The sequence below is a fragment of the Streptomyces sp. NBC_00328 genome (assembly GCF_036139655.1).
GTDB lineage: Bacteria > Actinomycetota > Actinomycetes > Streptomycetales > Streptomycetaceae > Streptomyces.
In genome coordinates, this window is record NZ_CP108013.1 from 5561253 (window position 1) to 5582071 (window position 20819).

Genomic DNA, 20819 nt, shown 5'->3' on the forward strand with positions numbered 1-20819 from the left:
GCCGTCACGGCGCCGGGACGGATGCCTGCCGGGATGATGATCCGGAAAAGTTGGTACCGGGGCGGCGGGTGGGGCCTGTGGCACGGCCGATCTCTCGTAGAGTTTGCGCCGTGGGATCTCTGCGCAATCCGGTCGGGCCGCTACCCTCCACCATCTACTGGCGTCGGAGGGCCGTTCTGCTGTCCGTACTAGGGCTGTTGGCACTTCTGACGGTCTGGGTGGTCGGCACCGGAGGCGGGGGCGGCCACAACGGCGCCGGCGGGTCGAACGGCAAGAATCCCGCTTCCTCGATCACGCCGGGACCCTCCGGTTCGGGCCCCGCGATCAGCCAACACCCGGGCGGCCGCGACGAGTCGAGCGGCGGCGGTGACAGCGGCGGGAGCGGAAGCGGCGACGGCGGCGCGTCGGACGGCGGTTCCGGGGACGGCTCGGGCGGCGGTTCGGGCGACGGCTCCACGGGATCCGGCACCGGCACCGGCGGCGGCTCCGACGACGGGGCCAAGAACGGCGGCGGGGCGGCCGACCGGCTCCCGGCCGGTTCCACGGTCCCCAACTGCACCCCCGCCAACGTCAAGTTGACACTCAAGAGCGTGCGCAACACCTATGCGCCCGGAGAGCAGCCCGAGATCGAGCTCATCGCCAAAAACACCTCGGGCAGCGACTGCAAGGTCGATCTCGGCCCGAAGAGCGCGGTTCTGACGATCACTCAGGCGGGCGGCGACGAGGACATCTGGGCCTCGGACGACTGCCCGAAGGACGCCGCGGGCATCCTCTTCCGCGTGCCGGCCGGCGGCCAGACCGTCCACACGGTGAAGTGGGACCGCAGGCCCGGCGCCCCCGAGTGCGCCACGCCCCCTTCGGGTTCGGCTCCCGCGGGCACCTACCTGGTCGAGGCGAAGGCACCGGGACTGGCGAAGGCGCAGACATCGTTCGTCCTGTCCAAGGACTGAGCACCCTCGGTCCGGACGGGAGTGCAACCCCGGCGGCCCCGGGGTCCCGGATCCCCGACGAGGACTCCTGGTGCCCCGACAGGCAGAGTTCGCCCCGTTGTACGGGGCGCCGCGTCCCGCCGCGTGATCCAAACGGCAGGCCCTAGACGTAGCGCTCCAGGATCGACGACTCCGCGAGACGGGACAGGCCCTCGCGGACGCTGCGGGCCCGGGCCTCGCCCACGCCGTCGACCGTCTGGAGGTCGTCCACGCTCGCGGCGAGCAGCTTCTGCAGACCGCCGAAGTGCTCCACGAGCCGGTCGATGATCGCGCCGGGCAGCCGCGGCACCTTGGCGAGGAGACGGAACCCGCGCGGAGAGACCGCGGAGTCGAGCGCCTCGGGGGAGCCGGTGTAGCCCAACGCCTTGGCCACCGTGGACAGTTCGAGGAGCTCGGCGTGACTGAGCGCGTCCAGCTCGGACAGCGCCTCGTCGACCGTGCGGGAACGCTTGGCGGTCGGCTCGGGCACGTAGTCCCGGACGACCAGCTCACGGTCGGGCTCGACGCCGGCGATCAGCTCGTCGAGCTGGAGGGTCAGCAGCCGCCCGTCCGTGCCCAGTTCCACCACGTACTCGGCGATCTCGGTGGCGATACGGCGCACCATCTCCAGACGCTGGGCGACCGCGGAGACGTCCCGGACCGTGACGAGGTCCTCGATCTCCAGCGCCGACAGCGTGCCCGCGACCTCGTCCAGACGGAGCTTGTAGCGCTCCAGGGTGGCGAGGGCCTGGTTGGCGCGGGAGAGGATCGCGGCGGAGTCCTCCAGGACGCGGCGCTGACCGCCGACGTACAGGGCGATCAGACGCATCGACTGGGAGACCGACACGATGGGGTAGCCGACCTGCTTGCTCACCCGGTCCGCGGTGCGGTGTCGCGTGCCCGTCTCCTCCGTGGGGATCGTCGGGTCGGGCACCAGCTGCACGCCCGCCCGAAGGATTTTGGTGATGTCCTTGTCGAGCACGATGCCGCCGTCGAGCTTGCACAGTTCACGCAGACGGGTCGCGGTGAACTCGACATCCAGGACGAATCCACCCGTGCACATGGCTTCGACGGTCTTGTCGGAGCCGAGCACGATGAGTCCGCCCGTGTTGCCGCGGAGGATCCGTTCCAGCCCGTCGCGCAGGGCCGTACCGGGTGCCACGGCGCTGAGTGCGGCGCGCATCAGGCCATCGGCGCCGGAGCTCCCGCCGGACTTTCCGGGAGCTGCTGCCCGGTCGTTGGCTGCCACTGCACTCCTCCGGTCGCGGGTTTCCGGTCGCGCTCGGTTCGTACGGACGGGCGAGACCAGGGCAAAGTCTACCGGCGCTGCTCCTCGTCCCGTGGGGCCTCTCTGCGACGCGAGCGCGGAAGGACACTCAGAGCCGCGCCGATGTCGGCCACTTCCAGGACCTTCATGCCGGCGGGAACCTTGCCCGGATCGGTCGGTACGAGGGCGTGGGTGAAGCCCAGGCGGTGGGCCTCGGCCAGCCGGCGCTGGACGCCCGTGACCCGTCTGACCTCGCCCGCGAGCCCCACCTCGCCGATCGCCACGAGGTTCTTGGGCAGCGGGACGTCACTGGCGGCGGACGCCAGGGCGAGCGCGACGGCGAGGTCCGCGGCGGGCTCGGTGAGCTTCACACCGCCGACCGTCGCCGAGTAGATGTCCCGCTTTCCGAGAGCGCTGATCCGGCCGCGCTGCTCCAGGACGGCGAGCATCATCGAGACGCGGGAGGTCTCCAGACCGGATGTCGTACGGCGCGGAGAGGGGATCTGGGAGTCCACGGTGAGCGCCTGGACCTCGGCGACCAGGGGACGACGGCCTTCGAGAGTGACGGTCAGACAGGTGCCCGGGACGGGCTCGGCACGGCGCGTCAGGAAGAGCCCCGACGGGTCGGTGAGCCCGGTGATGCCCTCGTCGTGCAGCTCGAAACAGCCGACCTCGTCCGTCGTGCCGTAGCGGTTCTTGACCCCTCGGACGAGTCTCAGGCGCGCGTGCCGGTCGCCCTCGAAGGACAGGACGACGTCCACGAGGTGTTCGAGCAGCCGGGGTCCGGCGATCGCGCCGTCCTTGGTGACATGGCCCACGAGCAGGGTGGACATGCCACGCTCCTTGGAGGCCCGGATGAGCGCGCCCGCCACCTCCCGGACCTGGGCCATGCCGCCGGGCGCGCCGTCGATCTCCGGGGAGGCGATGGTCTGGACGGAGTCCAGGATGAGCAGCGACGGCTTCACCGCGTCCAGATGACCGAGGACCGCGGACAGATCCGTCTCCGCGGCGAGATAGAGGTGGTCGTCGATGGCCTTGATGCGGTCCGCGCGCAGCCGCACCTGGCTGGCCGACTCCTCGCCCGTCACATACAAGGTGCGGTGTTCGTCACTCGCCGACTTGGCCGCCACGTCCAGCAGGAGGGTGGACTTGCCGACGCCGGGCTCGCCCGCGACGAGGACGACGGCTCCGGGCACGAGACCGCCGCCGAGGACACGGTCCAGCTCGGGCACGCCCGTGCTGCGGGCGGTGGCCTGACGGCCGTCGACCTGTCCGATGGGCACCGCGGACGTGGTGACCCGGCCCGGTGCCGTCGTGCGGACACCGGGCGCGCCGTACTCCTCGACCGTCCCCCATGCCTGGCATTCGGCGCAGCGGCCGAGCCATTTGGCCGTCTGCCAGCCGCACTCGGTGCAGCGGTAGGACGGCCGGTCCTTCGCGGATTTCGTACGGGCAGCCATGACCGAACCGTAGCCGTAGCCACTGACAACGCGGCACGCGACGGTACGACCCCACCCGGGCCCGCGGATCCGGGCCCCGCCCCCGGGCCTCCGCGACCGGGGCCCCCGGCCCTTCGCGGAAAGCGCGGCGCGAGCCCCCGTGCCCCGTTCCCACCCCCGAGAGACCGGGTCCCGCGCGGGCCCTGGCCGTCCCATCTGCCATGGACTGCCATCGCCACCGGTGACGGCCCAGGCCAGGGGTCGAGGGTTCCTGTCCCCTTATGAGGGATCGTTTCACCCGTACGGATTAAATGTGCTCAAGGGGGAGGAAGGGGCCGGGCCCGGGCACCTACGGTCGCACGGGTGATGAGCAGCAGTCCGGAGACCTCCACGCACACCACCGGCGCACACCGGGCGCACGGAGCCGCGCGCAAGCGGGCGGCCGTGCCCCGTGGCGCGACCCCCCACACCCTGGTCCAGCGTCCCCCCGCGCGGTACGAGCCCTACCTGGACGGCCTGTTCACCTATTGCCTGTCCGTACTGTGCGACCACGACGCGGCCACCGCCGCCCTGGGGGACGCCCTGGCGCTCGCCGAGCGGCGCGGCCCGCGCGGGCCGGAGGCGGCCGACGACCGCAGGGCCTGGCTCTACGCGCTCGCCCGCTGGTCCTGTCTGCGCAAGCTCACCGAAGCCCGGCGCAAGCGCCAGGCCGCGCACGCCTCCGGGCGGCAGGCGTCTCGCAGGGGCGGCCTTCAAGGACCTGCGGGCGGACCCCGTGAAGGGGCCGCCCTCGACGCGGCGCACAAGGCCGCCGCCGACCGGCGCGCGGCCGAGGCGGTGAGCGCCGTTCCCGTGTCCGAGGAGGTCCAGGACCACCGCCGTCGCGAACTCTCCCTGCTGGCCTGGCCGGAGGCCGCCGGAACCACCCCCGAACAGCGCGAGGCGCTCGAACTCGCGGTGCGCCACCAGCTCGCCGCCCGCGAGGTCGCCGCCGTCCTCGGCATGGACCTCGTCGTGGCGCGCGAACTGCTCGCCTCCGCCGCCTGCGAGGTCGAACGCACCCGGGCGGCCCTCGCCGTCGTGGAGACCGGCGCCTGCCCGAGCGTCGCCCGGCTCACCGGAGACAGCCGGCTGGTGCTGAGCACCACCCTGCGCGGCGAGCTGGTCCGGCACGTCGACGACTGCCCGCGCTGCCGCCGCACCGCCGAACGCGCCGCCCCCGGTGCCTGGCCCGGCACGAGCGTCACGCCCGCGGCGCTTCCCGTGCTCCAGGCCCCGCACGCGGCCCTGCGCACCGCGATGGCGCACGCCCCCCGCGCGCGGAGCGGCGCCCCGCGCTTCGACCGGCGCGGCTTTCCGATGGACCCCAAGGACCACGCCGCCCGAAGAGACCGCCTCCGCGCGCGGGCCGTCACGACGACGATCGTCGCCACCGTCGTCGCCGCGCCCGTTCTCGCCCTCTGGGCCGCCTACCGGGGCGCGCCCCTGACCGGTGAGGGCGTGGACGGCCGTCCGGCCAGCACGAGCGAGGCCCAGGATCCCGAGGGTCCGGACGGCGGGCAGGCGGGCGGCTACGAGAACGCCGGGAACGCCAGCGCGGGACCCGGCTCCCGCGTCACCAAGGGCGGCTCCTCGGACGTCTCCGTCGAGGTCGTCAGCGCCCGCGGAACGACCCCGGGACACCTGGCGGTGACCGCCGGAACCAGCGGGGACACGACGCTGGTCACGCTGACCGCGTCCGGCAGCTCCCCGGTCCGCTGGTCCGCGCGCACCGGCGCGGCCTGGCTCTACCTCAGCCGGTCCTCGGGAACGCTCGAACCGGGCGAGTCGATGACGGTCAAGGTGTACGTCGACCACCTCCGTGAGCCGGCGGGCCAGTGGACCGCGCGAGTGGCGATCGCCCCGGCGGGCGCGGTGGTCACGATCACCGGGTACGGGAAGGCGGGCTCGTCCTCCCACCCCGGCGGGAAACCGGACCCCACCGCGAGCACCCCGGCCCCCTCGGGGCCGGGCTCCACCCCGGCCGCGACCCCCAGCCAGGACCCGTCCCCGACTCCGGCGGACCCGACGCCGACGGCCACCGCCACCGAGACGTCCTCCCCAAACCCGGGAACCTCTTCGGCGCCGCCGGGGGAGGGCGGCGGCGACCCGGGAACGGGCACGCCGTAGCGCCGGACCCGCCGGTCGTACGGCCCGGACCCGCCGGTCGTGCGGCCCGGACCCGCCGGTCGTGCGGCCCGAAGCGGCCGGAATCCACCGGATCCGCAGGTTGGTCAGTCCACCGGATCCGCGGGATGCGGTGCCAGCAGCGGAAGCTGTGAGGCCAGCCGCTCCTCGCAGAGCTGGACCAGGCGGTCGTACCCCGCCTCGCCCATCAGCTCGATCAGCTCCGGACGGTACGAGACGTACACCGGGTCGCCGGCGCCGTGTGCCGAGGTCGCCGACGTGCACCACCAGTGCAGGTCGTGGCCGCCCGGCCCCCAGCCGCGGCGGTCGTACTCGCCGATGGACACCTGGAGCACCCGGGTGTCGTCGGGCCGGTCGATCCACTCGTACGTGCGACGCACCGGGAGCTGCCAGCAGACGTCCGGCTTGGTCTCCAGCGGCTCGCGCCCCTCCTTGACGGCCAGGATGTGCAGCGAGCAGCCCGCGCCGCCGGCGAAGCCGGGACGGTTCTGGAAGATGCAGGAGCCCTCGTACGGGCGGGTCTGGCGGTCGCCGTCCTCGTCCTTGGACACCCAGCCCGTCTCCGTGCCCACGTCATGGTTCTGCCAGATGTCCGGCGTGAGCCGGGCCACGTGCCCGGCCACCCGCTTCTCGTCGTCCTCGTCGGAGAAGTGGGCTCCCAGCGTGCAGCAGCCGTCGTCGGCGCGGCCCGCCTGGATGCCCTGGCAGCCGCTCCCGAAGATGCAGTTCCACCGCGAGGTCAGCCAGGTCAGATCGCACCGGAAGACCTGTTCGTCATCGGCGGGGTCAGGGAACTCCACCCACGCGCGAGCGAAGTCGAGCCCCTTCTCGTCGCCCTTCTTCACGGGCTTCACAGACTTCACGGACTTCCCGGACTTGGTGGCCTTCGCTTGCGCGGAGCCCGTGGCCGATTTGTCGGACTTCGCCTTTTTCGTCTTTGGCACGGGTCCAGGGTAAGTCGCTTCCGCCCGCTCCGGGGACGCCCCGGCGGCCGCCCGGAGATCACCGTTCGACGTGGGCTTACGCCCCACCCCTCGTGTTTCGCCGTGTGGGCAGTAGCGTTCCGCACATGAGACTCGGTGTCCTCGACGTGGGATCGAACACGGTGCATCTGCTGGTGGTGGACGCGCACCCCGGCGCCCGGCCGCTGCCCGCCCACTCGCACAAGGCGGATTTGCGGCTTGCCCAACTGCTCGACGAGAGCGGGGCGATCGGCCCCGAAGGCGTCGACAAGCTGATCGAGACGGTCCAGGACGCCCTGGAGGCCGCCGAGGACAAGGGCGTCGAGGCTCTGCTGCCCTTCGCGACATCGGCCGTGCGCGAGGCCGGCAACGCCGACGAGGTTCTCGCCCGGGTGCAGGCCGAGACCGGTGTCGAGCTCCAGGTCCTCACCGGCGCCGAGGAGGCGCGGCTCACCTTCCTGGCGGCCCGCCGCTGGTTCGGCTGGTCCGCGGGCAAGCTGCTCGGCCTCGACATCGGCGGCGGCTCCCTGGAGATCGCGTACGGCATGGACGAGGAGCCGGACGCGGCGGTGTCGCTGCCGCTCGGTGCCGGCCGGCTGACCGCGGGCTGGCTGCCCACCGACCCGGCGGATCCGGCGGCCGTGCGGGCGCTGCGCCGGCACGTGAGGGCCCAGATCGCCCGGACGGTCGGGGAGTTCAGCCGCTTCGGCGCCCCGGACCACGTGGTCGCCACCTCCAAGACGTTCAAGCAGCTCGCCCGCATCGCCGGTGCCGCCCGCTCCACCGACGGCCTGTACGTCCAGCGCGAACTCAAGCGCCGCTCGCTGGAGGACTGGGTCCCGCGCCTCGCGTCCATGACGGCCGACGAACGGGCCGAGCTGCCGGGCGTCTCTCCGGGCCGCTCCGGCCAGCTCCTCGCCGGCGCCCTGGTCGCCGAGGCCGCCATGGACCTCTTCGGCGTCGAAACCCTGGAGATCTGCCCCTGGGCTCTGCGCGAGGGCGTCATCCTGCGCCGCCTGGACCAGATGGCCTCGGAGTAACAGGGGGCCGCACCAGCCAGGCCGACGGGGCGCCCGCCCAGGCGCCCGAAAGGGGCGCGGGAACGGCGCGTCCAGCCCGGCACAAGGGGGAGGCCGCCGACAGCCCCCGCCCCTACGGCGATGGGCGCCCGCACGCGGCGCCTCCTGGAACGCCCTGAGCGGCAGGCGCCCGAAAGGGGCGCGGGGAACGGCGCGTCCAGCCCGGCACAAGGGGGAGGCCGCCGACAGCCCCCGCCCCTACGGCGATGGGCGCCCGCACGCGGCGCCTCCTGGAACGCCCTGAGCGGCAGGCGCCCGAAAGGGGCGCGGGGAACGGCGCGCCCAGCCCCCCGCAAGGGGATCCCGCCCACCAAGACAGACCCCAACGGCGACGGGGCGCCCCCCGGAACGCCCGGCAGGGCCGTGGCATCGATCACAAGCGCGCCCCGCCCCGAGCCCCCACCCCCTCCCGCCGGGAGCCGAACCCCACCCCCGGCCGGAGGCCGGAGCGTCCCAGGCAGGCAGCCCGTACGCCCCCGGGCGGCAGGCCCGGGAAAGCCCCACCGGGGCCGGACAGGAGCCCCTCGGCCGAGCTCGCCACCCCCGCCCAACCGCCGGAGGCACCCCGTACGCTGTCCCTCGTGGCAGAACCAGTCGTGCGGATCCCGGATGCGAAGGTCGCGCTGTCCACGGCGTCCGTGTACCCGGAGTCGACGGCGACGGCCTTCGAGATCGCCGCGCGCCTCGGCTACGACGGCGTCGAGGTCATGGTGTGGACCGACCCCGTCAGCCAGGACATCGACGCGCTGCGCCGCCTCAGCGACTACCACCGGATGCCGATCCTCGCCGTCCACGCACCCTGTCTCCTGATCACCCAGCGCGTCTGGTCCACCGACCCGTGGACCAAGCTCCAGCGCGCGAAGGCGGCCGCCGAGAAGCTCGGCGCGAGCACCGTCGTGGTCCACCCCCCGTTCCGCTGGCAGCGTCAGTACTCCCGTGACTTCGTCACCGGAATCTGGCGCATGGCCGACGAGACGGACGTGCGATTCGCCGTCGAGAACATGTACCCGTGGCGCTACCGCGACCGCGAGATGCTCGCGTACGCCCCCGACTGGGACGTGACGAAGGACGACTACCGGCACTTCACGATCGACCTCAGCCACACGGCGACCGCCCGCACCGACGCCCTCCAGATGATCGACCGGATGGGCGACCGCCTCGGACACGTCCACCTCGCCGACGGCAACGGATCCAACAAGGACGAGCACCTGGTCCCCGGCCGCGGCACGCAGCCCTGCGCCGAACTCCTGGACCGCCTCGCGCTCTCCGGCTTCGACGGTCATGTCGTCATCGAGGTCAACACCCGCCGCGCGATGTCCAGCGCCGAACGCGAGGCCGACCTCGCCGAGGCCCTCGCCTTCACCCGGCTCCACCTCGCCTCGGCCGTGAAGGTGCCCCGCGGATGACGGACGCCGCCCCGCGCCGCGGTCGGGGACGCCCCACCCGTACACAGACCGAGGCGGGCCCCGCCACCCGTGACCGCATCCTGGAGGCGGCCCGCGAGGAGTTCTCCGAGCGCGGGTACGAGAAGACGTCGATCCGCGGCATCGCCAGGTCCGCCGGCGTGGACTCGGCCCTCGTGCACCACTACTTCGGCACCAAGGAACAGGTCTTCGAGGCGGCCGTCGAGGGAGCCATGGCACCCGCGCTCGGCGCCCCCGAGGCGATCGTCGAGGGCCCTCTCGACGGCGTCGGGGAACGCCTGACCCGCTTCTTCCTCGGCGTCTGGGAGAACCCCACGAGCCGTACGCCCCTGCTGGCGATCGTCCGCTCGGCGGTGAACAACGACACCGCGGCCGCCGTCTTCCGCCGACTCGTCGCGGCCCAGCTGCTGCGCCGCGTCGCGGCCCGGCTCGACGTCCCGGACGCGGAGCTGCGCGTGGAGCTGGCGGCGGCCCAGCTGGTCGGGGTCGCCATGCTCCGGCATGTGATCAAGGTGGAGCCGCTGGCCTCGGTGGACCTGGAGCGCATCGTGGCCAAAGTGGCGCCCGTGGTGCAGGGACACCTGACGAACCCATGAGCGAGGGAACCACCGACGAGGCGGCTCCACCCCGCCAGTACGCCGCTGACGTGCGCGTATGCCATGCCAAGGTGGCCGCTGTTCGAGACGTATGTCCCGGGATGCGGACGGCCTGTCCGGATCCTGGAGCACCGGCGTACGCTCGACTTCAGTCATAACCCTCCTCATACCTCCCCGAAGGAGCGAGCGACGATGCCCGAGCTGAGGTCCCGCACAGTCACCCACGGCCGCAACATGGCGGGCGCACGCGCCCTTATGCGCGCCTCCGGTGTACCCGGCGCGGACATCGGACGGAAGCCGATCATCGCGGTCGCCAACTCCTTCACGGAGTTCGTGCCGGGGCACACCCACCTGCAGCCCGTCGGCCGGATCGTCAGCGAGGCCATCACGGCCGCCGGCGGCATCGCCCGCGAGTTCAACACGATCGCGGTCGACGACGGCATCGCGATGGGCCACGGCGGCATGCTGTACTCCCTGCCGTCCCGTGACCTGATCGCGGACTCGGTGGAGTACATGGTCGAGGCCCACTGCGCCGACGCCCTGATCTGCATCTCGAACTGCGACAAGATCACGCCCGGCATGCTCATGGCCGCCCTGCGCCTGAACATCCCGACCGTGTTCGTCTCCGGCGGCCCGATGGAGTCCGGCCGCGCCACCCTGGTCGACGGCACGGTCCGCACGCTCGACCTGGTCGACGCGATCTCCGACGCCGTGAACGACAAGATCTCGGACGAGGACATCCTCCGTATCGAGGAGAACGCCTGTCCGACCTGCGGCTCCTGTTCCGGCATGTTCACCGCCAACTCGATGAACTGCCTGACCGAGGCCATCGGCCTGAGCCTGCCCGGCAACGGCTCGGTCCTCGCCACCCACACCGCCCGCAAGGGCCTGTACGAGGACGCGGCCCGCACGGTCGTCGACATCACGCGCCGCTACTACGACCAGGACGACGAGTCGGTCCTGCCGCGCAACATCGCCACCCACGCGGCCTTCGAGAACGCCATGGCCCTCGACATCGCCATGGGCGGCTCCACCAACACGATCCTGCACCTGCTGGCCGCCGCCCAGGAGGCGGGCGTCCCCTTCGGTCTGGACGAGATCAACGAGGTCTCGCGCCGGGTGCCGTGCCTCGCCAAGGTCGCCCCGAACGTCGCCAAGGACCGCACGTACTACATGGAGGACGTGCACCGCGCCGGCGGCATCCCCGCCCTTCTCGGCGAACTGCACCGCGCGGGCCTGCTCAACGAGGACGTCCACACCGTCCACAGCCCGTCCCTGTCCGACTGGATGAAGACGTGGGACGTGCGGGCCGGCTCCCCCTCTCCCGAGGCGATCGAGCTGTGGCACGCGGCCCCCGGCTGCGTCCGCTCGTCCGAGGCCTTCTCCCAGTCCGAGCGCTGGGAGGCCCTGGACGAGGACGCCGAGGGCGGCTGCATCCGCTCCGCCGAGCACGCCTACTCCCAGGACGGCGGCCTCGCGGTCCTCAAGGGCAACCTCGCCGTCGACGGCTGCGTCGTGAAGACGGCCGGCGTCGACGAGTCCATCTGGACCTTCGAGGGTCCCGCGGTCGTCTGCGAGTCCCAGGACGAGGCCGTCGACAAGATCCTCAAGAAGGAGATCACGCACGGCGACGTCGTGGTCATCCGCTACGAGGGTCCCAAGGGCGGCCCCGGTATGCAGGAGATGCTCTACCCGACCTCGTTCCTCAAGGGCCGTGGCCTCGGCAAGACCTGCGCGCTGATCACCGACGGCCGCTTCTCCGGCGGGACTTCGGGCCTGTCGATCGGTCACGCGTCCCCGGAGGCGGCGTCCGGCGGCACCATCGCGCTCGTCCGTGACGGCGACCGCATCCGCATCGACATCCCGAACCGCTCGATCGAACTGCTCGTGTCCGAAGAGGAGTTGGCCACCCGCCGCGACGCCCTGAACGGCGTCTACGCTCCCGCGAACCGCGAGCGCAAGGTCTCGGCCGCCCTGCGCGCGTACGCCGCGATGGCGACCAGCGCGGACAAGGGCGCGGTGCGCGACGTCTCGAAGCTGGGCTAGCCCGCCCGGCCCCGGGCCGGTGAAGCTGCGTGAAGGGGGCCGTCCCTGCCGGGGCGGCCCCCTTCACATCTCACCAGCCCGAGGGATCCCGCCCGTCGACGGCGAAGAGGGTGCCGTCGGGGGAGGTGGCGTAGACGTGAGTGCCGGCGGCGACGGGGGCCGGGAGCGCGCTGATGAGTGAACCCCGGTCGCTCCCCGGTCGGGCCTCTGTCTGGCCGAGCAGCGCGCCCTTGCCGGTGTCGACGGCGATGAGGCGCCCGTCCACCGCGGTGAGATAGAGACGACGCCCCGCCACGGTGGGGGCCGACGCCTTGCTGATGGATGTCTCCACCCGCCACAGTTGCTTCGACGTCTTCGTGTTCACGGCGACCAGCGAACCGTCGTTCCCCAGCAGATAGGCGACGTCCCCCCGCACGGCCACCTGTGCCTGGGCCTGCGGGATGCGCAGCGCGATGCGGTGAGTCCTGCGGTTCGTCACGTCGTAGCGCAGTACGGCATCCGTGTACTGGTCGATGGTGACCGACGCGAGCCAGACGGTTCCGTCGTGGGCGGCCACCACGCTCAGCTCCCCGTCCAGGGTCCGCTGCCAGGTCGTGGCACCGGTCTGCGGGTCCACGGCGGTCACCAGGGTTTCGGCCGCCGTGGGTGTCGAGACCACGTAGGCGACGCCGTCCCCGAACGAGTGGAACTGGGGGAGCTTCACCCCGGGTACGGAGTGACGCCACTTCTCCTCGCCGGTGGCGGCGCTCAGGGCGGTGACCTCGGAGTCGGGGCCGGTGAGCAGGACCATGCCGGCGACGTGGGTGATATGGCCGTCGTAGCGCGTGACGTCCCGGCTCCAGCGCGTCGCGCCCGTGCCGGGGTCCAGCGCGGTCAGCCGGTGCCCGTCCCTGCTGCCGACCAGCAGGAGCCCGTCGGAGAGGACCGGGGCCGGAGTGGCGTAGGTGCTCGTGTCCCCCGTGTCGCTCCGGGACCACAGCACCTTGCCGTCGTCCGGGTCGATCGCCGCGGCGAGGACACCGGGCCGGACGCACAGCAAGGCTCGGGGCGTGTACGTGCACTGCGGCTGGTTTCCGGCCTTGGAGCCGGAAGCCTTCAGATCGAGGCTCCAGGGCCGGAATGCGTTCCTGGACGGGGGAGCGGTGTGGTGTTCCGCTGCCGGACTCTGCGACCCGCCGGGGAGACCGAAGGCGCCGACGACACCGCCGACGACGGCGAGCCCGGCGGCCGTTACGAGCGCGGGCAGGTGCCGACGTCGCCCGCTCCTCTTCCGGGCGGCCGCGTGGGTAGGGTCTTCGGCGCCCTCCGGCCGCTCGTGCCGCGGACGCGGCTCCAGCCTCGACGGGCCCGACTTCTCGCTGTCGGTGCGCTGTTCGGGAATGAAGGTCCGGGTGTCGTACGAGGCCGAGACCGAACGCAGCGCGGTCATCAGCTCGTCCGGAGTGGGCCGGTCCTCGGGCTCCTTGGCGAGACAGCGCGCGACCAGGTCGAGCAGTTCCTCCGGTACTCCGGTCAGGTCCGGCTCGTCGTGCACGACTTGATAGGCGACCAGATAGGGGCTGTCCGAGTCGAACGGCCCGCTCCCGGTGGCCGCGTGCACGATCACCGACCCGAGGGCGAACACGTCGGCGGCAGGCCCGACATGCCGCGGCCTGCTGAACTGCTCCGGCGCCATGAACGGCGGGGTTCCGATCAACTTCCCCGTCTCCGTGCGCAGTTCACTGTCGGCGGGGCGCGAGATGCCGAAGTCGATGATTTTCGGCCCGTCCTCCGCCAGCAGGACGTTGCTGGGCTTGAGATCGCGGTGGACGACACCGGCCCGGTGGATGTCCCGCAGGCCCTCGGCGAGCCCGGCCATCAGGTGGCGCAGCCGGTCCGTGGACAGCGCGCCGTTCCGCTTCACGTGCTCGGCGAGCGTCGGCCCGGGAATGAACAGCGTTGCCATCCAAGGGCGTTCGGCCTCGGGATCGGCGTCCACCACGGGCGCCGTGAAGGCACCGCTGACCCTGCGCGCGGCCGCGATCTCCTGACGGAACCGGCCCCGGAACTCGGGGTCTTGGGAGAACTCGGCATGGACGATCTTGACGGCCAGCCGCAACCCTGAGGCGGACCGCGCCAGATGCACGATCCCCATGCCACCGGATCCGAGTCTTGTCTCCAGCAGGTACTGCCCGGCGTAGCGCGGATGTTCCGCTTCCGATTCCGTACCGGTGCTGCGCTGTGGCGGCATCACTCACCCCCGTGGGTTCGACCGCGTGCGCGACGCGCAGAGCCTAGTCGATCCTTCGTACGAAACCCCGGCGGCTTGCTAGCCTCTGCGCGCAGCTTGAATTTGGCGTGAACCAAGCAACGGGGGAAATCGATATGGCCACGGAAGACATCGTGATCACAGGCGTGGCGGAGACCGCGGACGAGGTGTCGCCCACCGCCCAGGCGCTGCGCACCTACCCGCTCGCACCGGGGCACAACGTCAATGTCCGCAGCGGCCCGGGAACCCACTTCAGTGTCGTTCGCACCCTGCCGGCGGGCTCGCGCGTCCCGATCTACTGCCAGTGCCCGGGCGAATCCGTGGCCGGCCCGTACGGGACGAGCAACGTCTGGGACAACATCTCGAACGGCCAGTTCGTCTCGGACGCGTACGTCCAGACGGGCAGCGACGGCTATGTCGCGCCGAAGTGCTCCTGACCGACACCTTCGCCCAGGGGCACCCCGCGGCGGCGGCCGGAGCCGTGACCGGAGCGATAATCGTCGCGTGAGCGACGAGACCAGCACCAGCACCGGCACCCGAAACGGCACCGGCACCCCCGCGGGCCCCCAGCCCGAGCCCCTGCGCTTCTTCGGGACGACCTGGGTGGAGCACGACGGCGGCTACACCGGCCGCCGGATCGGCGTGGCCGTCGGCTCGCTCGCCGCCGCCGTGGCCGCCTGCTTCGTGCTCCGTTTCGCCTACCAGGGCCTGGCCATCGCGGACGTGGGAACGCCCGTGACCGTGATGGTCGTGGTGATGTTCGCCGTGTGCAGCGCGCTCGCGTTCCGCCACACCTCGGACGCCTTCTCCAAGCGCCCCGACCCCGACCGCCAGGCGTCCCTGCGCGGTCTGCTCGCCATCGGTTTCGTCGGCTCCCTCCTCGCCTACTGCTTCCGCTCGCTCACCGAGGCCCCGGGCGAGAAGCTCCACCGCGCGGAGTACGAGGCGGCGAGGGAGCAGTACACCCGCCGCACCACGCGCCGCGCAGGCAACCCGGCGAAGAAGCGCCGCCGCGCCTGACCGGCCTCTGGCAGCGCCCAAGCCACCATGCGCCCGCAGCCGGGATCGGGCGTGAGGGGACGTGCCGGTACATCACATGCCCGCAGGCCGGACGGATCGGAACCCACGTCCCCTTCGCAAGGCCGCTGGGATCCGTTCGGATGCGGACGGATGTACCGGCGCGTCCCCGCCCCGCCCACCGGCCGACACCGCAAACCCAAGGTGCGGCAGGAAACCCTCTATCCCGGCCCCGCACGCACCCGCGATCATGAACCCATGACGCCTTCCTCGTCGCCCTCCCCTTCCGCTCCTCCCGGAGCCCCCCGACACTCCGCAGCCGCGCGCGCCCACTCCTTCAACGCCGCCGCGGCGGCGTACGCCGCGAACCGCCCCTCGTACCCGCCCGCCCTCTTCGACGCCGTCGAAGCACTCGCGGGCCGGTCCCTGAGCGGTGCCAAGGTGGCGGACGTGGGGGCGGGCACCGGCATTTCGACCGGCCTCCTGCACAGCCGCGGCGCGGACGTCCTGGCCGTGGAACCCGGCCCCGGCATGGCCGACGAGTTCCGCCGCGTCCACCCCCGCATCCCGATCGTGCGGGGCAGCGGCGACGCCCTGCCCCTCGCCGCCGCCTCCATGGACTTCCTCACCTACGCCCAGTCCTGGCACTGGACCGAGCCGAGCCGCTCGGTGCCGGAGGCGTTGCGCGTGCTGCGTCCCGGCGGGGCGCTCGCCCTGTGGTGGAACACCGAGGCGCTCGACGTCCCGTGGATCGAGGCGGCGGCCCGGCGCGCCGAACGCTTCCTCGGCCTGGACGAGAAGGACCGGAAGGCCGAGAAGAGCCCCAGCTCCGCCACCCCCGAGCACCCCCTGGCCGCCGACCCCAGCGGCAGCCTCTCCTTCGACCACCGCCAGGTCCGCTGGAGCCGGCGCGTCCCGGTGGACACCCACCTCGCCAACGTCGGCAGCCACTCGCAGTTCCTGGTCCTCGGCGAGGAGGCCACCGAGGCGTTCTTCGCCGAGGAACGGAACCACCTCCTCCAGGCCTTCCCGGAAGGGTTCGTGGAGGAGACCTACGTCGTGCGGCTGCTGGTGGCGATCCGTTCGTGATCCCGCCCGGCGGCCCACGTGTCGAGGGCCGCCGCGCACGCGTGGTCCACATGCCGCAGTCCGCCCAGCTCCAGCCGTACGACACGGTCGTGAGGCAAGGCCTCCAAGGCGTCCAGCAGCTTCGGCAGCCTCAGGAAGGTGGCGTTGCCGACCACCCGGACGACCATGCCCGCGGCGCCCCGGTCCTCGGTCTCCACGTGCACATGACTGATGTCCCAGGCGGTCTTGGCCACGGCGAGCGCGAGCCCGACCAGCACTCCCTCGAACAGGTTCCCGACCACGATCGCCACCGCGGTCACCACGAGGACGGCCACCTCACCGCGATGCCCGCGCCACAGCGTCCGTACCTCCCGCACCGGCACGAGCTTGCACCCCGCGTGCACCAGCAGCCCCGCCAGCGCCGCCACCGGAATCAGCCCGAGCACCGCGGGCACCACGGCCGTGAAGAGCAGTAGCCACACCCCGTGCAGCACCCGCGACACCTTGGTCTGCGCCCCCGCCTGCACGTTGGCCGCGCTCCGCACGATCACGGCGGTCATGGGCAGCGCCCCGAGCATGCCGCACACGGTGTTCCCGGCGCCCTGCGCGATGAGCTCCCGGTCGTAGTCGGTACGCGGGCCCCGGTGCAGCCGGTCCACCGCCGCCGCACTGAACAACGACTCCGCCGACGCGATCAGCGCGAACGCCAGGACGGTCCCGATCACGCTCACTTCCGTGAGCCGCCCCAGGTCCGCGACGGCCGGCGGCCGTACGGCATCGAACAGCCCCTGGACCTCGACCCGTCGCACCGCGAGGTCGAAGACCCCGGTCACGGCCGAGGCGAGCGCCACCGCCAGCAGCGGGGCCGGGACCAGCCGGGCCCCCCGCCGCCACCGCGGCCACAGCAGGAGTACGGCCACGGTGGCCGCGCCGATCGCCAGCGCCACGGGGTCGGCGGCACCGGCCAGCGACACGATCCCGGCGATCTTCCCGAGCCCGCCGGAGGGCGCGGCCGTGTCGCCCATCGCGTACACCTGGCCGGCGATCAGCACGAGCCCGATACCGGCGAGCATCCCCTGCACGACGGCCACGGACACGGCCCGGAACCACCGCCCGAGCCGGAGAACCCCGAGCCCGAGCTGTAGGAGGCCGGCGCCGAGCACCAGCACGCCGAGCGCCTGGACCCCGTACGCCTGCACGGCTTCGTACACCAGCACGGTCAGCCCGGCCGCCGGCCCGCTCACCTGGAGGCTGCTTCCGGGCAGTATCCCGGCGACCAGCCCACCGACGATTCCGGTCACCAGCCCCAGCTCGGCCGGCACACCGGACGCTATGGCGACCCCGACACACAGGGGCAGCGCCACCAGAAAGACGACGAGGGACGCGAACAGATCGGCTTTGCGCATCACGACAGCACCTCCGGTCGACGGTGGGAGATGCGTGGGTGCCGTGCCGGGGGAGGGCACGGCGGACCTGGCGACTCGGCACGGAGCCGTTTCGCGCAGTGAAATCCATTGTCAGGTAAGCCCGTTGATCGCACAGCCCTTCCGCGCCGCTGTCACGCGAACGCGGGAGCGCATGGCTCGGCGATGCCGCGGACGATCCCGTTCCGTTCACGCTGACGTGCGCCGACGTGCGCCGACGCGCGCCTGCGCCGCCCGGCGCTCCGGCCGTTCGGCCGGTACCGCCCGGCCCTTGACCGGCGCACCCGGCGAGAGCAATATTCATCACACGATGATTATTCGTCCGCGTCCGCCCGACCCCACAGGAACGCCCGTGTCCCTCTCCCCGCCCGCCGTCCGCGCCGAAGGCCTCACGGTCGTCCGCGGCACCCGCACCGTTCTGCACGGACTCGACTTCACCGTCCCGCGCGGCCAGATCACCGGCCTGCTCGGCCCCTCCGGCTGCGGGAAATCCACCCTGATGCGCGCGACCGTCGGCACCCAGGCCAAGGTCGGCGGCACCCTCGAAGTCCTCGGCCGTCCCGCAGGCGACGCCGCACTGCGCTCCCGCATCGGTTACGTCACCCAGGCGCCCTCCGTCTACGACGACCTGACCGTCCGCCAGAACCTCGGCTACTTCGCCGCGATCCTCGACCCCGGCCGGGCCGCCGCCGAACGCCGGCACGCGGACGTCACCCGGGTCATCGCCGACGTCGACCTCGCCTCGCACGCCGACTCCCTCGCCGGGAACCTCTCGGGCGGCCAGCGCAGCCGCGTCTCGCTCGCCGTCGCCCTCCTCGGAGCCCCGGAACTCCTGGTCCTCGACGAACCGACGGTCGGCCTCGACCCCGTCCTGCGCCGCGACCTGTGGAACCTCTTCCACTCCATCGCCGAACAGCGCGGTACGACCCTCCTGGTCTCCTCCCACGTCATGGACGAGGCCGAGCGCTGCCACCGGCTCCTCCTGATGCGCGAGGGCGGGATCCTCGCCGACGACACCCCCGACGCCCTCCGCGAACGGACCGGCTCGGACACCGTCGAAACCGCGTTCCTGCACCTCGTGGACGAGGCGGTCGCGGCCGCGCACCTGCCCGCGCCGACCCAGGCCGCGAAGGCCACGGCCACCGGCCCCGACTCCCGCGAGGAGACCGCCCGATGAGTTCCACCGCGGCCACGAGCCCCACTCCGCCCACCGCGCCCGAGGGCCCGGACGCCCCTGGGCAGCCCGCACCCGCGTCCCGCCCGAGCCCGCTCAACCTCTCCCGTACGACGGCCACCGCGGCCCGCGCCCTGCGCCAGCTGCGGCACGACCCGCGCACCATCGCGCTGATGATCCTCGTCCCCTGCGTGATGCTGGTCCTGCTCCGCTACGTCTTCGACGGCAGCCCGGGGACCTTCGACTCCATCGGCGCGTCCCTCCTCGGGATCTTCCCGCTGATCACGATGTTCCTGGTGACCTCGATCGCGACCCTGCGCGAGCGCACCTCCGGCACCCTCGAACGCCTCCTCGCCATGCCCCTGGGCAAAGGCGACCTGATCGCCGGCTACGCCCTCGCCTTCGGCGCGATCGCCATCGTCCAGTCGGCCCTGGCCACCGGACTCGCGGTCTGGCTCCTCGGCCTGGACGTCACGGGCTCCCCCTGGCTCCTCCTGCTGGTCGCCCTGCTCGACGCCCTCCTCGGAACGGCCCTCGGCCTCTTCGTCTCGGCGTTCGCCGCCTCCGAGTTCCAGGCCGTCCAGTTCATGCCGGCGGTGATCTTCCCGCAGCTTCTCCTCTGCGGCCTGTTCACCCCGCGCTCGAACATGCACCCCGTCCTGGAGGCCATCTCCGACGTCCTCCCCATGTCGTACGCGGTCGATGCCATGAACGAGGTCCTCAAGCACACCGACATGACCGCGACCTTCGTACGCGACGCGCTGATCGTCGCCGGGACCGCGCTGCTGGTGCTGGGCCTCGGAGCGGCGACCCTGCGCCGTAGGACGCCGTAGGACGCCGTACGAGCCCGCGACCGTACGAACCCGCGACCGGGCGACCGTACGGACGGGCAGACGGGTGGGATGTCCGGTGGGCGGGCGGCACGGGCTCCGTCCGCCCACCGGACATCCCACCCGCACCCATGACCCCGGTGGGAGGATGAACGCGGACGACTCAACCCCCGGAGGGCACCCGCAACCATGCCTCAGAAAGTCGCAGTCCTCGGCACCGGCAAGATCGGCGAAGCCCTGCTCAGCGGAATGATCCGAGCCGGCTGGGCCCCCACCGATCTCCTGGTCACCGCCCGCCGCCCGGAGCGGGCCAGGGAACTCCAGGAACGCCACGGCGTCACCCCGGTCGGCAACGCGGAAGCGGCGAAGACCGCCGACACCCTGATCCTCACGGTCAAGCCCCAGGACATGGGCGCCCTTCTCGACGAACTCGCCCCGCACATCCCCGCCGACCGCCTGATCATCAGCGGCGCGGCGGGTATCCCGACCTCCTTCTTCGAGGAGCGCCTGGCCGCCGGCACCCCTGTCGTCCGCGTCATGACGAACACCCCCGCCCTCGTCGACGAGGCCATGTCCGTCATCTCCGCCGGGAGCCACGCCACCGCGGAGCACGTGGCGTACGCCGAGGAGGTCTTCGGCGCCGTCGGCAAGACCCTCCTCGTCCCCGAGTCGCAGCAGGACGCCTGCACCGCCCTCTCCGGTTCGGGACCGGCGTACTTCTTCTACCTGGTCGAGGCCATGACGGACGCGGGCATCCTGCTCGGCCTGCCCCGCGACAAGGCGCACGACCTGATCGTGCAGTCCGCGATCGGCGCCGCCGTGATGCTCCGCGACAGCGGCGAGCACCCCGTGAAGCTCCGCGAGAACGTCACGTCTCCCGCGGGCACCACGATCAACGCGATCCGCGAACTCGAGAACCACGGCGTACGCGCCGCACTCATCGCGGCCCTGGAAGCGGCCCGTGACCGCAGCCGCGAACTCGCCTCCGGCAACAGCTGACGCGCGCCCCTGCCCGGCCGGCCCTCGGCCTCGGTTCTCGGACTCGGCGGTTGCCGAGCCCTTGAGCCCGAGGCCCGGGCGCCCGGCCGAG

At 72.4% G+C, this 20819-nt stretch carries 17 protein-coding genes; 12 read left to right on the plus strand and 5 right to left on the minus strand.

Translation table 11 applies throughout. The features are described from left to right. The first annotated feature begins 110 nt into the window (after nucleotides 1-110). Nucleotides 111-950, plus strand: coding sequence for a hypothetical protein (locus OG485_RS24385; protein ID WP_328670695.1), 840 nt, complete (start codon nucleotides 111-113; stop codon nucleotides 948-950). A 142-nt stretch (nucleotides 951-1092) separates the two neighbouring features. Here OG485_RS24385 and disA read toward each other — a convergent pair whose 3' ends face one another. Both disA and radA read right to left on the minus strand, forming a co-directional pair. Further along, nucleotides 1093-2217, minus strand: coding sequence for a DNA integrity scanning diadenylate cyclase DisA (disA, locus tag OG485_RS24390; protein ID WP_328670696.1), 1125 nt, complete (start codon nucleotides 2215-2217; stop codon nucleotides 1093-1095). 68 nt (nucleotides 2218-2285) lie between these two features. After that, the gene (gene radA, locus OG485_RS24395; RefSeq protein WP_328670697.1) at nucleotides 2286-3695 is read right to left on the minus strand and encodes a DNA repair protein RadA; all 1410 of its coding nucleotides are present in this window, start codon (nucleotides 3693-3695) and stop codon (nucleotides 2286-2288) included. A gap of 342 nt (nucleotides 3696-4037) precedes the next feature. Here radA and OG485_RS24400 point away from each other — a divergent pair, with 342 nt between their 5' ends. Next, complete coding sequence (locus tag OG485_RS24400; RefSeq protein WP_443048753.1) at nucleotides 4038-5843, plus strand: BACON domain-containing protein; 1806 nt, start codon at nucleotides 4038-4040, stop codon at nucleotides 5841-5843. A 104-nt stretch (nucleotides 5844-5947) separates the two neighbouring features. On the opposite strand, the gene OG485_RS24405 is transcribed toward OG485_RS24400, so the two are convergent. Beyond that, the gene (locus OG485_RS24405) at nucleotides 5948-6805 is read right to left on the minus strand and encodes a hypothetical protein (protein WP_328670699.1); all 858 of its coding nucleotides are present in this window, start codon (nucleotides 6803-6805) and stop codon (nucleotides 5948-5950) included. A gap of 125 nt (nucleotides 6806-6930) precedes the next feature. Between OG485_RS24405 and OG485_RS24410 the strand changes: the two genes are divergently transcribed. The 4 genes from OG485_RS24410 (at nucleotide 6931) to ilvD (ending at nucleotide 11968) form a co-directional block, all read left to right on the plus strand. Further along, entirely contained in the window at nucleotides 6931-7863 is a 933-nt protein-coding gene (locus tag OG485_RS24410) for a Ppx/GppA phosphatase family protein (protein WP_328670700.1), read from the plus strand. A gap of 620 nt (nucleotides 7864-8483) precedes the next feature. After that, nucleotides 8484-9308 (plus strand): sugar phosphate isomerase/epimerase family protein, encoded by an 825-nt coding sequence (locus OG485_RS24415; RefSeq protein WP_261704640.1) that lies wholly within the window; start codon nucleotides 8484-8486, stop codon nucleotides 9306-9308. Then, nucleotides 9305-9922, plus strand: coding sequence for a TetR/AcrR family transcriptional regulator (locus OG485_RS24420; protein ID WP_328670701.1), 618 nt, complete (start codon nucleotides 9305-9307; stop codon nucleotides 9920-9922). Before OG485_RS24415 ends, OG485_RS24420 begins: the two co-directional genes overlap by 4 nt. 192 nt (nucleotides 9923-10114) lie before the next feature. Continuing rightward, nucleotides 10115-11968, plus strand: a complete 1854-nt coding sequence (gene ilvD / locus OG485_RS24425) for a dihydroxy-acid dehydratase (RefSeq protein ID WP_328670702.1) — start codon at nucleotides 10115-10117, stop codon at nucleotides 11966-11968. A 70-nt stretch (nucleotides 11969-12038) separates the two neighbouring features. On the opposite strand, the gene OG485_RS24430 is transcribed toward ilvD, so the two are convergent. Further along, entirely contained in the window at nucleotides 12039-14198 is a 2160-nt protein-coding gene (locus OG485_RS24430; protein ID WP_328670703.1) for a serine/threonine-protein kinase, read from the minus strand. A gap of 134 nt (nucleotides 14199-14332) precedes the next feature. On the opposite strand from OG485_RS24430, the gene OG485_RS24435 reads away from it, so the two are divergent. The 3 genes from OG485_RS24435 to OG485_RS24445 all read left to right on the plus strand — a co-directional run bounded on the left by OG485_RS24435 (nucleotide 14333) and on the right by OG485_RS24445 (nucleotide 16322). Continuing rightward, on the plus strand, nucleotides 14333-14653 hold the full coding sequence (locus tag OG485_RS24435) for a peptidase (RefSeq protein ID WP_328670704.1): 321 nt from the start codon (nucleotides 14333-14335) through the stop codon (nucleotides 14651-14653). 67 nt (nucleotides 14654-14720) lie between these two features. Then, the gene (locus OG485_RS24440; RefSeq protein WP_328670705.1) at nucleotides 14721-15236 is read left to right on the plus strand and encodes an EamA/RhaT family transporter; all 516 of its coding nucleotides are present in this window, start codon (nucleotides 14721-14723) and stop codon (nucleotides 15234-15236) included. A gap of 255 nt (nucleotides 15237-15491) precedes the next feature. Beyond that, nucleotides 15492-16322 carry a class I SAM-dependent methyltransferase gene (locus OG485_RS24445; protein ID WP_328670706.1) on the plus strand — a complete coding sequence of 277 codons (831 nt, stop codon included), beginning with the start codon at nucleotides 15492-15494 and terminating at the stop codon, nucleotides 16320-16322. Here OG485_RS24445 and OG485_RS24450 read toward each other — a convergent pair. Beyond that, nucleotides 16286-17707 (minus strand): SulP family inorganic anion transporter, encoded by a 1422-nt coding sequence (locus OG485_RS24450; RefSeq protein WP_328670707.1) that lies wholly within the window; start codon nucleotides 17705-17707, stop codon nucleotides 16286-16288. The two genes, OG485_RS24445 and OG485_RS24450, sit on opposite strands and share 37 nt — an antisense overlap. Before the next feature lie 328 nt (nucleotides 17708-18035). Here OG485_RS24450 and OG485_RS24455 point away from each other — a divergent pair, with 328 nt between their 5' ends. The 3 genes from OG485_RS24455 to proC all read left to right on the plus strand — a co-directional run bounded on the left by OG485_RS24455 (nucleotide 18036) and on the right by proC (nucleotide 20728). Next, nucleotides 18036-18902, plus strand: coding sequence for an ABC transporter ATP-binding protein (locus OG485_RS24455; protein WP_328670708.1), 867 nt, complete (start codon nucleotides 18036-18038; stop codon nucleotides 18900-18902). Next, nucleotides 18899-19732, plus strand: coding sequence for an ABC transporter permease (locus OG485_RS24460; protein WP_328670709.1), 834 nt, complete (start codon nucleotides 18899-18901; stop codon nucleotides 19730-19732). The genes OG485_RS24455 and OG485_RS24460 overlap by 4 nt, the downstream gene beginning before the upstream one ends. Nucleotides 19733-19918: 186 nt before the next feature. Beyond that, nucleotides 19919-20728, plus strand: a complete 810-nt coding sequence (gene proC / locus OG485_RS24465) for a pyrroline-5-carboxylate reductase (RefSeq protein WP_328449681.1) — start codon at nucleotides 19919-19921, stop codon at nucleotides 20726-20728. Nucleotides 20729-20819 lie beyond the last annotated feature (91 nt).